Genomic DNA, 13,488 nt, shown 5'->3' with positions numbered 1-13,488 from the left:
GGTGCGCGCCCTTTCATTTTATTTTCAGGGAGAAAACATATGCCTACCGCATTGATCATCGGCGCCTCGCGCGGCATCGGCCACGAGCTCGTCCGTCAATACCGTCACGATGGCTGGCGTGTCATCGCCACGGCGCGCACACCGGACGCTTGCGCCGCCCTCGCGCAACTGGGCGCGGAAGCGCACCAGCTGGACGTGACGGACGTGGAAGGCTGTGCCGGCCTGGGCTGGAAACTCGACGATGAAAAGCTCGACGTGGCCATCCTCAACGCAGGCGTGTACGGCCCCCGCCACGACGGTTTCCCCGCGCAAGCCGATTTCGACCTCGTCATGCACACGAACGTGCTGGCGGCCATGCGGCTGCTGCCGATCCTGGCGCCGCTGGTGGCCAACGCGAAAGGCAAGCTGGCCGTGCTGTCCTCGCACATGGGTTCCCTGAGCGAACGGGGCAATCCCACCGGCTCGCTGTACCGCGCCAGCAAGGCGGCCCTGAATTCCGTGCTGATCGACACTGCCCTCGTGCATGGCCCGCAAGGCGTCAGCTGCGTGGCTTTCCACCCGGGCTGGGTGCGCACGGACATGGGCGGCGCCGGCGCCGATATTTCCCCCGAGGAAAGCGCTGCCGGCATCCGCGCCACCCTGGCCAGCCTGCCGGCCACGGACAAGGCCGTGTTCCGCAACTACGATGGCAAGCCTATCGGCTGGTAACTCCCTGAATTCACGATAAAAACAAACGAGACGACGTCCCATGATACTCAATGAAGAACAGACCATGATCCAGGAAGCGCTGCGCAGTTTTTCGCGCGAGCGCCTGGCGCCCAACGCGGCCCGCTGGGACAAGGAACATCATTTCCCGAAAGAAGAATTGCAGGAATTGGCCGCGCTGGGCGCCTTTGGCGTGGCCGTGCCGGAAGCGCTCGGTGGCGCCGGCCTCGACTACGTGTCCCTGGCCCTGGTGCTGGAAGAAATCGCCGCCGGCGATGGCGGCACCTCGACCATCATTTCCGTCAACAATTGCCCCGTGTGCAGCATCGCCATGATGTACGCCAACGATGCGCAAAAGGAACAGTGGCTGCGTCCGCTGGCGCAAGGCACCATGCTGGGTGCGTTTTGCCTGACGGAACCACACACGGGCAGCGACGCGTCCGCCCTGCGCACGACGGCCACGCGCGACGGCAATGACTACGTGATCAACGGCACCAAGCAGTTCATTACCAGCGGCAAGTATGCGGACGTGGCCATCGTCATGGCCGTCACCGACAAGGCGGCCGGCAAGCGCGGCATCAGCGCCTTCTGGGTACCGACGAACACGCCCGGTTACATCGTGGCGGGACTGGAACAGAAGATGGGCCAGCATTCGTCGGACACGGCGCAAATCCTGTTCGAGAATTGCCGCATCCCGGCGGAAAATATGATCGGCGAAGAGGGACAAGGCTACAAGATCGCCCTGTCCGGCCTGGAAGGGGGCCGCATCGGCATCGCCTCGCAAGCCGTCGGCATGGCGCGCGCCGCGTACGAAGCGGCGTTAAGTTATGCGCGCGAGCGCGAGAGTTTCGGCAAGCCCATCTATGAACACCAGGCCGTGCAATTCCGCCTGGCCGACATGGCGACGCAGATCGAAGCGGCGCGGCAACTCATACGCCACGCGGCGGCCATGAAGGATGCGGGATTGCCGTGTTTAAAAGAAGCGGCCATGGCCAAGCTGTTCGCGTCGGAAATGGCGGAAAAAGTCTGCTCGGACGCCATCCAGGTGCACGGCGGCTACGGCTATGTATCCGACTTCCCCGTCGAGCGCATCTACCGCGACGTGCGCGTGTGCCAGATTTATGAGGGCACCAGCGATATCCAGAAGATACTCATCGCCAGAGCTTTATAAGCAAGGAAAGAAGGCGCGTGAAGCGGTAAAAGTCTCGGCGCCTTGAGCAACCGTAGCGAGCAAGCTCGATATCGGCTTGAGTAACGCAGCCGTACTGAAGTACGGCGAGTAACGCCGAGTCGAGAGCGGGCTGCGCAGTAGGTTGCCCAAGGCGCCAGCCACAGACGAAAAAAAGCCCGCTAAAACGCGGGCTTGTTCCAATGTATTACCAATGCTTTAATCGTGTCATGGACGCCAGTGCTATCTGCAAAGTGCCTCCTGATTTTCGGACTCCCATGCTATCTGCATGGTGACTCCAAGTGTAAATCGACCAACGTATCCGGAATTACAAAAATCCACTCTTTCGCACTGTCACGCCATCGACATTACACCTGTCGGTCGCCGCGCTGAGCCTGGATAGTGAGACTATTCGCAAACGAATCTCAATCACTGAACGGAGTATAGCACAGCTTTTTGTGCAGTGCAATAATCTTTTTAAATCAAGTCCTTAGTGCCAGCGGCTTGTCTTCTTCGCCGCCGCGGGCCACCCTTTCGTACTCGGAAATCACTTGCGCGCCCAACAGCAGCAAGGTGGCGCCGATTTCCAGGCTGAACATGACGACGATGGCCGTCGTCATCGAGCCATACACGATATTGACCTGCGACAAGGTGGAAAAGTACCAGACCAGCACATGGCGCGCGATTTCCCACAGCAGGGCCGCCGTCACGCCGCCGATCAGCGCATGCGTGATCGACAGCCGTCCGACGGGCATGACCAGGTAGATCGAACTGAGCACGAGGATTTCCCCCGCCAGCCCCAGCAAATACAGCAACACGCCGGACACGCCTTCCAGACCCCAGTCGTGGCGCAAGAAGCGCACGCTTTCCTCGCTCATCACCTGCAAGCTGCCCGCCACCAGAGTGATCAGCAAGATACCCACGCCCAGGCACAGGATATAGCAGTACGGCAGCACGGCGGAAATGAGGAAATGGCGGCGGCGGATGGCCACGCGGTGAATGAAAATCACGCTCATGGCGTTTTCCAGCACGGTAAACGCCAGCGAACTGAAAAACAGCATGGTCAGCAGCAATAGCCAGCCGATCACGCCCCGATTGTTGAGGAAATGCGCCACTTCCGCCACGATGGCCTTCGATTGTCCGGGCACCAGCCATTCCAGGTAATGGCCGATTGTCTGCAGCAATTCGTCCTGCGCGATCACGTGCGACAGGGCCACCACCACCAGCATCAGCAAAGGCACGATGGACAGCAGCGAGTAATACGCGACGGCGCCCGCCAGCAGCAAGCCCTGGTTGGCGCGAAAGCCCTTCAGCACCTGCAGCACGAAAGCCAGCGGGTGGCTCAAAATGTAGGCGCTGGCGCGGCGGTTGATCATGAGCAAACCGTTCAAGGATGTCGGCATGGCCCGATGCCTTGCCGCACATGCCCCTAGCATACTGACTATCCCCGTACTGTGCCGTGCGCGAACGAACAGACTAGCTCACGGCGGCTTCCAGCAAGGTCAAGGTTTGCCGGTCCGCATCCAGGGTGGCGAGGATGCCCATCGGTATCGTGAACTGGTGGCGGATGTGGCCAAACGAATAGCCGCTGACGGCCGGCACCTTCAATGGCAGCAAATGCTGGTCCAGGGTGGCATCGAGGGTCAGCGCCGTATCGCCCTCGGCCGCCTCGCAATGCTCGAAGATGCCCAGCATCAATGCCGCCGCCGTGTTGAAGCCCACGGACAGGTCGAGCTGGCACAGCATGCGGTCGATGCGGTACGGTACTTCATTGATTTCTTCGAGGAAAAGGATGTGTTCACGGAAATCGGCCGCATACGGCGTGCCGGCCAGCGCGCTGACCATGCACAGGTTGCCGCCCGTCAAGCGTCCCGTCGCCTGGCCGCCGTGCACGGTGCGGATGGCGAAGTTCGGCTGCGTCTGCGCGCGGCGGTGGTTGTCCAGCGCCATCGGGATCGTGTAACTGTCTTGCGGCGTCATCAGCACATTGCGCAGCTGCGTCACCGTGTAATCGGACAACGTGGATGACGCCACGGGGCCGTGGAACGTCACCAGGCCCGTCTGGCGGCCGATGGCCAGGTGCAGCGCCGTGATGTCGGAATAGCCGATCAGCACTTTCGGGTTGCGCTGGATCAAGCCATAGTCGAGCAGCGCCAGCAGCGAAATGCAACCGGAGCCGCCGCGGATGGCCCACACGGCCTTGACGTCCGGGTCGCGGAACGCGGCGTGCAAGTCGTCCAGGCGCTGCTGCACCGTGCCCGCATAGTTGCCGTGCACGGCGCGGATGTTGGCACCCAGGCTGGCGCGCAGTCCCAGCGATTCGATATTGCGCTGGGCCTTGGCGATGGACTCCTCATCCGTAAAACCGCCCGGTGCGATGATGGCGACCAGGTCGCCGTCGCGCAGGCGCGCCGGTTTGATCAATGCGTGTTGCTGTTGCATGCGTTTTCCCTTCCCTTGCGCGGCCGCCACCCATGCCGGTGTGCCTGCCGCCCCGAGGGTGGCGGCCAGCAAGCCGCCGAAGTGGCGCCGGCTGAGATTGGTCTGACTGGACATGCGGCCCTTTCCTGGAATAAAAAACGGCGACGCCAGGCGCCGCCGCACGAGGTTAGCATGCCGGCGGGATCGCCGCCGGCATGGTTGCCTTACATGAACTTGTACTTCAGCTGGAACGACAGCGAACGGCCGCGCGGGTCGGCCACGCGCGGGTCCCAGCCGGCGCCCACCACTTCATCCACGTTGTGCGCGGTGAACGGTGGATCGCGGTCGAACAAGTTCTGGATGCCCACGGTGATGGTGGTATTTTTGAAGCCCGTGTACGTGCCCGACAAGTTATACGTCGTGTAGCTGGACACGTCCGGCTTGAAGCCCGGTGGCGGCGCGCCCTTGCCGCCATTCGGCACCTGGTCCTTGTAGCCCGACGAAAAACTCTGGATCAGCAAACCGCTCCAGTCGCCGCGCGATACGCCGAAGCTGGCATTGTGTTTCCAGCGCAGGTACAGGTCGCGCGTATAAAACTTGCCGACCAGTTCCTGGTATTCCTGGCCTTGATATTCCGCAAACTTGAAACTGTCCATATACGTGCCATCCAGGGTCGCCGTCCATTTCGCGTCCCGGATCTTGCCTTCGCCGCGCAAGCCCACGTCCAGCCCGCGCACGCGGCTGCCTGCCGCGTTGATCCAGCCCGCCTGCACGTACTCGATGGTGCCGTCCGGATTGCGGTGGATGTACTGGTTCAGCGCCTGGTAGTTGGTCAGCACGATTTGCGGCGTACGGTTCAGGATGCGGTCCTTGGTGTTGATGGCCCAGTAGTCGAACGAAGCGGAATAGCCCTTCACCGGTTCGATGACGATACCGACGCTGCCCTGCTTCGACGTTTCCGGTTTCAGGTTGGTATTGCCGCCCGTCTTGTAGTCAAGGCGGTCGATGGCGCAGTATTCGGGCACGCCCGGATGCTTGGCGCAGCCTTCCTGGTCGATCACGCCGTTCGGCAATTCCTGGCTCAGCGAACCGGAGTACAGCTGCTGGAAGCTTGGCGCGAGGAAACCTTTGCTGGCCGAACCACGGAACAGCAGGAAGTCCATCGGCTGGTAGCGGAAGGCCACTTTCGGATTCGTCGTCGCGCCCACCAGGCTGTAATCATCGCGGCGGATGGCCAGCTGCATTTCCAGGTCCTTCGTGACCGGCACCAGCAATTCGGCATACACGGCCTTGACGGTACGGCTGGCATCTTTCAATGCGGCATTGCCTGGCGCCAGCAGGATCTGGATGGCGTCGACATCTTGCCCGAAGCTGTAGCCTTCGCGGCGCAAGTCAAAACCGGCTGCCATGGCCAGCGCACCGGCCGGCAGCTGGAACAGCTCGCCCGAAACGGAACCATCGATCTGCGTCAGGGTTGTCTTGCCATGCTGGAAGTCGCCACGGAACTTGGTCGATTCGATCAATTGCTTGGCCGCTTCCGTCTGGCTCTGGCCGGCGCCCACCCACGGATTGATGATGCCCGTCGCCAATGCCGCGTACAGCTTGTCCGTATAGGAATAGCCATCCGTCAGCTTGGTCTTGGTGCTGCTTTCGGCGCGCGAAATGCCGGCCTTGTAATCCCACTTGCCAAAGTTACCCTCAAAGCCCACCAGCACGCGGGCATTGTCGGTCGTGTTTTCCTGCGTGCGGTTCCCCACGTCATTGGCGCGCCATTTGTAGGAAATCGGCTTGGTCTTGTCGAACGACGGGATGTAGGCCGACAGGTCCTGGTAATACGCGCCGCCGACCGGATACAGATTCTTGTTGGCGACGGTCGCCTGCACCTGCATCGGCGTCAAAATGGCCGTGGCCTTGGTGCGCGAACCGAGCACTTCGACAAACATGCGGTGGTCTGGCGCCAGCTGGAACGTACCGCGCGACAACAGATTGGCCCGTTCGACGGGGAATTGCAGCACATAGTCGGCGCCATAGTCGTAGGCGCAGGAATATTTGGTGCGCAGCGGCGAGGTCACGTCTTTCCACAGCTCCGTCTGGTACTGCGACATGCCGGCGATGCTGTCGCACTTGCCCTGGAAGCTCAACGGATTGGCTTGCAGGTATTTATTCGCGTCGCCGGGCAGCTGGAACGAGGCGCCCAGCGCCGTGCCGGCACCCGCCATCTGGTTGGCGAACGGCGTGCCCGTGGTATCGGGCGACAGGCCACGGCCCGGCTGGTAGCCGTTGACGAAGGAACGGTCGCTGCCGTTCAGGCGCTGCGCCTTGTCGACGGTCAGGCTGGCCATGATGTTGTAGCGATCGCTTTCCAGCGAGCCCGTACCTGCCAGCAGCGAAGCGCGGCGCGTGGCGCCGCCGCCTGCCTGCGTATCGTTGGTGGAAACGGACGCTTCCACGCCGCTGTAATTGGTTTTCAGAATGAAATTGATCACGCCGCCGATGGCGTCCGTGCCGTAGATGGCCGAGGCGCCATCCTTGAGGATTTCCACACGCGAAATTGCACCCAGCGGAATGGAGTTCAGGTCGACCGACTTGCCGCTGGCGCCATGCGTGGCGATGCGGCGGCCGTTCAACAGCACCAGGGTGCTCGATGGTCCCAGGCCGCGCAGCGAGGCGAACGAGGCGCCGCCGCTGACACGGTCGGCATCGGCGCCAAACACGTTATTGCCCGAAGTCATGTTATCGGCGCCCGTGCCATTCGCCGACAGGGTGCGCACCAGTTGCTCGGTCGTCGTGATGCCCTGCTTTTCGATCTGATCAAAGGTGATGACTTGCACCGGCAGCGCGCCTTCCTTGGCGACGCGCTTGATGCTGCTGCCCGTGACTTCGACCCGTTGCATTGCTGGCGCCGCCGCTTCCTGTGCCATCACCGGTCCCACCACCCCCATCAATGCCACCAATTGCGCTAGCTTCTTCAATTTCACGGGTCTCTCCTTTATTTGGGCAATCGAAACTTGAGTTCTCAAGTCAGGCTGTTTTTTTTCACGTCGCAACTGTCTGTCTCGCAGTACATTTTTTTATGACATTTGCGCATGACTTTATTTGTTTTCATTTTCAGAGTAGCGCGATGCATCCGGGCCCAGCCAATGAAAAATGCTTTCCTAACCATAACTTTTTGGAATGAATGCCCTTTTCAGCGACATGGTCACTTGCCTGCGGGGCTAGCCCTGGTTTTATCCACGTCCAGATAGCGCCAGGACGTGAATTCTACGGGGTGGCGCCTGTAGTTTTTTAGCCACGGTTGTTGCAGGTCGGCAGAGATGGGATGCGTCAGCAACACCCACGGCGTATAAGCGTGGATCAGCTGAAACAGGTCGAAGTACAGACTGCGTCGGCGCGGCGTATCGGATAGCAGGCGCGCCTCCTCATAGCGTTTATTGTAATCGGGCAAGTTGAAGCGGGCATAGTTGGCGCGGCCAACGTTGCCGCCGTACAACAATTGCATAAAGTTATCGCCATCGGGGAAGTCGGCGATCCAGTTGGTCTCGAACATCTGCACCTTGCCCAAGCGCGAGGCCTTGATGATTTCCGTCTTCTTGTCGCTCTTAAACTCCACGCGCACGCCGATGGCGTTCAGGTTGCGGCGCCACAATTCGTCGCGCAAGCGTCCCACCGTACTCGGTTCCGTATGCATGGTGAGCAGCAAGGGCGTGCCGTCCGGCTGCGTGCGGAAACCGTCGGCGCCCGCCTTGTAGCCGAAGCGGTCCAGCAAGGCGCGCGCCAGCGCGGGATCGTAGCCGACGGGGCTGCGGTACTGCTTGTCGTAGCCGAGCACATTCGGCGGCAGCGGCGACTGGGCCGACAAGGCCAGTCCTTTTTTCAGCAGCGCGATGTCTTCGCGGCCGTTGTAGCTGAGGGCGATGGCGCGCCGCAGGGCCAGCTTGTCCTTGCTCATGCCGCCCAGCACGGGGTCGTCCATGTTCATCCACATGTAATATGTTTGCAGCACGGGAAAGCGCGTCAGCTGCAAGCCCTTGGCGGCCAATGCCGGTTTCAGCGCGCCGTTTTCCAGCACCATGTCCGTCATCGATTCCGGCACTTGCTCCAGGTAATCGAATTCGCCCTTCAAAAAACCCAGCATGCGCGATTGATATTCCTCAACGATGCGCACCTCGATGCGCTCGACCAGCGGCAAGCGCTGACCTTCCAGCGCGGTGGCGATGGCGCGCGCATCGACCGGCAAGGCGGCCAGCGCCTTGGCCTCCGTATGGAACACGGTGGCACGGAAAGTCGGGTTGGCCTGCAGCACGATCTTGTCGCTGCGCTTCCACTCCTTCACGAGGAACGGCCCCGTGCCCACGGGGTGGTTGCCGATCTGTCCTGCCGCCGGGTACGCTTCGGCCACTTCGCGCGCCACCACGGCTGTCGCCGGCATGGCCAGGTAAAACAGGAAGTTCGGATCGACACTGTTCAGGCGGATGCGCAAGGTGTATTTGTCCATCGCCTGCAAGCCGGCGATCGGCGTGTCGTAGCTGAATTTGGTTTTCAGGGCGGCATCGCCCACCAGCTTGTCTTCCAGCAAGAACAGCCACGGCGACTTCAGGCTGGGGTCATACAGGCGCGTCAGGCTGTAGACATAATCCTGCGCCGTCACTTCGCGCGGCTGGCCCTTGAAAGCGGGATCGGGTGTGAAGAAGATGCCGGGCTGCAAGTGAAAGGTGTATGTGCGCCCGCCATCTTCCACCGTCGGCATGGCGCGCGCCGTATTGCCCTGCAGCTGCACGGGGCGCGCCAGGTAGTCATAGCGCAGCAGCGGATCAAAAATGTTTTCCATCAAGTTCAGGCTGGCCAGGTCCGAGGCCACGGCCGGGTCCAGGCCCGTCTCGCTGGTGCTCAAAAACAAGTGCAGGGTCTTGTTCGCGCGGGCCGTGCTGGGGGACGCAGCATCGGCGGCGTGGGCCGGTACGTTCAACAGCGTCAACAGGGCCAGGCCGGCGGCGCAGGCGGTTTTGCGTAAAAACATCATCAGTGATCCAGTGCAGACAAGGTAACGAACAGCGATTAGCGACAGGTATCCCCCACACTACGCGGGCAAGCTACGGGGCGCCAATGAAAACAGGCTGCCAGCTTATAACTTTTTGGCATGCGATTGCTGCATTCTTTCATCAACTCGTATCGGGCTGCCCCTATACTTTGTTTGCAGACATTTTTTACTCCCGACACACAGAACTGATCGCATATGGCACTTAATTACATCTGGTCCGGCTTTTTCCTCGTTGGCTTCCTGGCCGCAGTGCTGCAGTGGCTGTTTCTCGGCGATACCGATATCTTCAAGCGCATCATCGATGGCACCTTCGAGACGGCGCGCATGGGCGTGATGGATATCGCCCTGCCGCTGGCCGGCGTGATGACCTTGTGGCTCGGCATCATGAACATCGGCGAAAAAGCGGGCATCGTCGGCTGGCTGGCGAAAGTGATCGCCCCCTTCTTTTCGCGCATCTTCCCGGAAATTCCGAAAGACCATCCGGCCACGGGCCACATGGTGATGAATTTCTCGGCCAACCTGCTGGGCCTGGACAACGCGGCCACGCCGTTCGGTTTAAAAGCCATGGAAAGCCTGCAAACCTTGAACCCGAACAAGGAAGAGGCGACGAATGCGCAAATCATGTTTTTGGTGCTGCACACCTCGGGCCTGACCCTGATTCCGCTGGCCATCATGGCGCAGCGCTCCATCCTCGGCGCGGCCGACCCGTCCGACATCTTTATCCCCTGCATGATCGCCACCTATGTGGCCACCATGGTCGGCATCATCACGGTCTCCATCAAGCAACGCATCAACTTGCTCAACCGGGTCGTGCTGGGCTGGATGGGCGGCATGACGAGCGCCATCGTCGCCATGATCTGGTATTTCACGCAATATCTGACGAAACAGGAAATCGAGCTGGTCTCGAAGGTGGTCAGCAACCTGGTATTGATCAGCGTCATCGCCATCTTCATCATCGGCGCCCTGCGCAAGAAGGTGAATGTGTATGACGCGTTCATCGAAGGGGCAAAAGGCGGCATCCAGACGTCGATCACCGTGATTCCCTATCTGGTCGGCATGCTGGTGGCCATCAGCGTGATCCGCAACGCGGGCGTGTTCAATTTCCTGATGAGCGGCATGAACTGGTTCTTCGCCAACCTGGGCATCAATACGGACTTCGTGCCCGCCTTGCCGACGGCCATGATGAAGCCGCTCAGCGGTTCCGGCTCGAAAGCCATGATGATCGATGCCATGAATACCTATGGCGTCGACTCGTTTGTCGGCCGCCTGGCCTGCGTCTTCCAGGGCTCGGCCGACACCACCTTCTATATCGTGGCCCTGTATTTCGGTTCCGTCGGCATCCGCAAGACGCGCTATGCCATCACGGCCGGCCTGATCGCCGATCTGGCTGGCGTGATCACGGCCGTCTTCGTTGCCTACGTCTTTTTCCACTAAGGAGCACCATGTTACGTCCTGTTCTGATGGCTGCGCTGTTGGCGGGTCTGGGCCTGTCGAGCGCCCACGCGCAATTGCCCGAATCCGTCAGCCTGCTGCTGCGCAGTGCGAATATCCCGGAAGACGCCATGGGCGCCATCGTCTTGCGCGGCAACACCACCGTGCTGTCGCATGGCGCCGAACGCAGCATGCAGCCCGCGTCCACCATGAAGCTGGTGACGACGGCCGTGGGCCTGGAGCAGCTCGGTCCCATCTTCCGCGGCCGCACGGAGCTGCGCACCAGTGCCGACGTCATCAATGGCGTGCTGAAGGGCGACTTGATCCTGCGCGGCGGCGCCGATACGGATTTCAATGCGGACGTGCTGGCGCACATGCTGCAAACCCTGCGCAACCAGGGCATCGTCAAAATCAAGGGCGATCTGATTCTCGACCGCCAGTTGTTCCAGCCGGCCCGGCCCGACATCGGCGCCGCGCCCTTCGACGAGTCGGCCGAGTTCCGCTACAACGTCATCCCCGATGCCTTATTGCTGAACACCAATCTGATCGATATCAACATCAGTGCGACGGAGCGGCAATTGAGCTTCCAGATGCAGCCGCCGCTGGAGAATGTCAGCATCACGAGCGACATGAAACTGGTCAAGGGCAGTTGCGCCAAATGGGAAGATGGCTGGCGCCCGCCCGAATACCGGCGCGATGCGAGCGGCAAGCTGCAGGTGATACTGCATGGCACCTTCCCGCAGAATTGCAGCAAGGCCACCAGCATCAATGTGCTCGATCGCAACGATTATGCGGACAGCTTGTTCCGTGCCACCTGGAAACGCCTCGGGGGCACGATCACGGGCACGGTGCGCGAAGCACCAGGCACAGGCTTGCCGCCGACGGCCGAACCTGTCGGCACGCGCATGCTGGCCGACCACGTGGCGCGCGCCTTGCCGGAGGTCTTGCGCGATATCAACAAGACCTCCGATAACACCCTCGCCCGCACCCTGTTCCTGAGTCTGGGCAGTTTGCAAAGCGATGGCTGGCTGGGCAGCCGCCCCGTCGCCATGGCGGCGCCGGAAGATACGGCCAGCCGGGCGCGGCAAGTCATCCAGGAATGGTTCCAGCGGCACCATATCGATACCCAGGGCATGCTGGTCGACAACGGTTCCGGCTTGTCGCGCACGGGACGCATTGCGCCAGCGCAAATGGCCGGCGTCTTGCAGGCGATGCAGCAAAGCCCGTGGGCACCCGAGTTCCAGTCCAGCCTGCCCATCGTGGCGCTGGACGGCACCATGCGCAAGCGCCTGTTGAACAGCCCGGCCGCCGCGCGGGCCCGCATCAAGACGGGAACGTTAAAAAATGTCGTGGCCATCGCCGGCTATGTGCCCGACGCCAACAACCAGCAATGCGTGGTGGTCGCCATGATCAATAGCGACCTGGTGGGTAACGGCAATGGCCGCGCGGCCGTCGATGCGCTGATCGAGTGGGTCGCCAGGAGCGGCGCTACGCCGGCAGTGGCCGGACAATAAGGCCGCCAGGTGAACTAGTCCCGCGACGTGCCCGGTGCACTGGCAAAAGCCAGGCGCAGCACATACGCGGCGACGGCGCCGATCAGCAAGACGGTCACCAGCGAACCTTCCACGCCGAAGGCGCCGCCGGTCAGCACGGCATTGCCAGCCAGTTCGCCGCGCAGCAGACCATCCGTGGCCGCATGGCCCGATACGGTCGAGGAGAATACCTGGCCGACGCAATAATTCCAGCCGATATGCGTGCCGATACACACCCACAGCCGGCGCGTCGTCATATACAGCGCCGCCTGCAGCACGCCATACGCGACAAGTGCGATGATCGCCAGCGGCGAAAAGCCGGCATTGGGCAAATGGGCCAGGGCAAATACCAGGGATGAGATCACGATGGCAGCCTTGTTGCCCAGCGCACGTGCCGTCACGCCGAACAGGATGCCGCGAAACATCATCTCCTCGGCCATGCCGACCAGCACCAGTTCGGCCAGAGGGAGCAGCAACAAGACGCTCAGGGCGTTGACGCCGCTAAACTGATACACGCCCAGCGCAGCCAGCACACCGAAGGTCAGGGCGACCAGTCCGGCGCCGAGCAGCAATCCGCGTCCCAGTTCCCCCGCCATGCCCGGTATCGCCAGTTCTGCCGGCTGGCGCTTTTCGATGCGCCTCACATAGAAGCGGTAGCCAAACCACACCAGTACCGCCGCCAGCAACTGCGGCCACAGGATGCGGTAAGGCTTGTCCACCAGCTGGGAAGCGAGGCCCATCACCAGCGGTACAGCGGCAAAGGTGAGAACCATCCCAAGCACGATCTGCACCAGGGGATAGGCCATCAGGCGCGCCAGGGGGGATTTCTTCGTTGCCATGCTCAGGGTGCTGTCCATCATCGCTTTCCTCGTGGGTTGTCAGGGAGTGGCTGCTGCTTTCTTGTTTCATGTAGCGATAGTAACAGCATTTATATAAGCACTTATGTAAATATCGAAGGATGTTGTATTTTGTGCACTCTTGGTGAATGAGCGAAAGCGGGAGGGGGAACAGCAAGGAATCAGCAGACGAAAAAAAACCCGACCATTGCTGGTCGGGTTTTTTTCTTACTGCGAATAACAAGCCTGACGATAACCTACTTTCACACTGGTTGCAGCACTATCATCGGCGCAAAGTTGTTTCACGGTCCTGTTCGGGATGGGAAGGGGTGGGACCAACTTGCTATGGTCATCAGG

Annotated in this window: 9 protein-coding genes and 1 rRNA gene; 4 read left to right on the top strand and 6 right to left on the bottom strand. The window is 61.1% G+C overall.

The features are described from left to right. The first annotated feature begins 39 nt into the window (after positions 1 to 39). Both O3298_RS27900 and O3298_RS27895 read left to right on the top strand, forming a co-directional pair. Positions 40 to 708 (top strand): SDR family oxidoreductase, encoded by a 669-nt coding sequence (locus tag O3298_RS27900; RefSeq protein WP_305061079.1) that lies wholly within the window; start codon positions 40 to 42, stop codon positions 706 to 708. A 40-nt stretch (positions 709 to 748) separates the two neighbouring features. After that, complete coding sequence (locus O3298_RS27895; protein WP_289914075.1) at positions 749 to 1,876, top strand: acyl-CoA dehydrogenase family protein; 1,128 nt, start codon at positions 749 to 751, stop codon at positions 1,874 to 1,876. 479 nt (positions 1,877 to 2,355) lie between these two features. Here O3298_RS27895 and O3298_RS27890 read toward each other — a convergent pair whose 3' ends face one another. From O3298_RS27890 to O3298_RS27875, 4 genes are all read right to left on the bottom strand, one after another. Then, positions 2,356 to 3,276: a YihY/virulence factor BrkB family protein gene (locus tag O3298_RS27890; protein ID WP_305061078.1), complete on the bottom strand. Its 921-nt coding sequence runs from the start codon at positions 3,274 to 3,276 to the stop codon at positions 2,356 to 2,358. Between the two features lie 73 nt (positions 3,277 to 3,349). Further along, complete coding sequence (locus O3298_RS27885) at positions 3,350 to 4,429, bottom strand: LD-carboxypeptidase (RefSeq protein ID WP_305061077.1); 1,080 nt, start codon at positions 4,427 to 4,429, stop codon at positions 3,350 to 3,352. Between the two features lie 89 nt (positions 4,430 to 4,518). Continuing rightward, positions 4,519 to 7,272 carry a TonB-dependent receptor gene (locus O3298_RS27880; RefSeq protein WP_305057704.1) on the bottom strand — a complete coding sequence of 918 codons (2,754 nt, stop codon included), beginning with the start codon at positions 7,270 to 7,272 and terminating at the stop codon, positions 4,519 to 4,521. Between the two features lie 221 nt (positions 7,273 to 7,493). After that, positions 7,494 to 9,311, bottom strand: a complete 1,818-nt coding sequence (locus O3298_RS27875; protein ID WP_305061163.1) for an ABC transporter substrate-binding protein — start codon at positions 9,309 to 9,311, stop codon at positions 7,494 to 7,496. A 216-nt stretch (positions 9,312 to 9,527) separates the two neighbouring features. Between O3298_RS27875 and O3298_RS27870 the strand changes: the two genes are divergently transcribed. Next, positions 9,528 to 10,766: a nucleoside recognition domain-containing protein gene (locus O3298_RS27870; protein ID WP_034753725.1), complete on the top strand. Its 1,239-nt coding sequence runs from the start codon at positions 9,528 to 9,530 to the stop codon at positions 10,764 to 10,766. A gap of 8 nt (positions 10,767 to 10,774) precedes the next feature. After that, positions 10,775 to 12,277 (top strand): D-alanyl-D-alanine carboxypeptidase/D-alanyl-D-alanine-endopeptidase, encoded by a 1,503-nt coding sequence (gene dacB / locus O3298_RS27865; RefSeq protein WP_305061076.1) that lies wholly within the window; start codon positions 10,775 to 10,777, stop codon positions 12,275 to 12,277. Between the two features lie 14 nt (positions 12,278 to 12,291). On the opposite strand, the gene O3298_RS27860 is transcribed toward dacB, so the two are convergent. Continuing rightward, positions 12,292 to 13,155, bottom strand: a complete 864-nt coding sequence (locus tag O3298_RS27860) for a CPBP family intramembrane glutamic endopeptidase (RefSeq protein ID WP_305061074.1) — start codon at positions 13,153 to 13,155, stop codon at positions 12,292 to 12,294. Between the two features lie 220 nt (positions 13,156 to 13,375). Continuing rightward, positions 13,376 to 13,488: ribosomal RNA gene (rrf, locus tag O3298_RS27855) — 5S ribosomal RNA — on the bottom strand.

Origin of the sequence: Janthinobacterium sp. SUN137 (assembly GCF_030587265.1) — a bacterium.
In the GTDB taxonomy this organism is placed as follows: domain Bacteria; phylum Pseudomonadota; class Gammaproteobacteria; order Burkholderiales; family Burkholderiaceae_D; genus Janthinobacterium; species Janthinobacterium kumbetense.
This window is presented reverse-complemented; position numbering and strand designations above follow the sequence as displayed.

Bases quoted from the DNA above. Each gene is read 5' to 3' on its own strand.
- O3298_RS27895 (WP_289914075.1), top strand. From the start codon at position 749: ATGATACTCAATGAAGAACAGACCATGATCCAGGAAGCGCTGCGCAGT.
- O3298_RS27890 (WP_305061078.1), bottom strand. From the start codon at position 3,276: ATGCCGACATCCTTGAACGGTTTGCTCATGATCAACCGCCGCGCCAGC.
- dacB (WP_305061076.1), top strand. From the start codon at position 10,775: ATGTTACGTCCTGTTCTGATGGCTGCGCTGTTGGCGGGTCTGGGCCTG.
- O3298_RS27875 (WP_305061163.1), bottom strand. From the start codon at position 9,311: ATGTTTTTACGCAAAACCGCCTGCGCCGCCGGCCTGGCCCTGTTGACG.
- O3298_RS27885 (WP_305061077.1), bottom strand. From the start codon at position 4,429: ATGTCCAGTCAGACCAATCTCAGCCGGCGCCACTTCGGCGGCTTGCTG.
- O3298_RS27870 (WP_034753725.1), top strand. From the start codon at position 9,528: ATGGCACTTAATTACATCTGGTCCGGCTTTTTCCTCGTTGGCTTCCTG.
- O3298_RS27860 (WP_305061074.1), bottom strand. From the start codon at position 13,155: ATGATGGACAGCACCCTGAGCATGGCAACGAAGAAATCCCCCCTGGCG.
- O3298_RS27900 (WP_305061079.1), top strand. From the start codon at position 40: ATGCCTACCGCATTGATCATCGGCGCCTCGCGCGGCATCGGCCACGAG.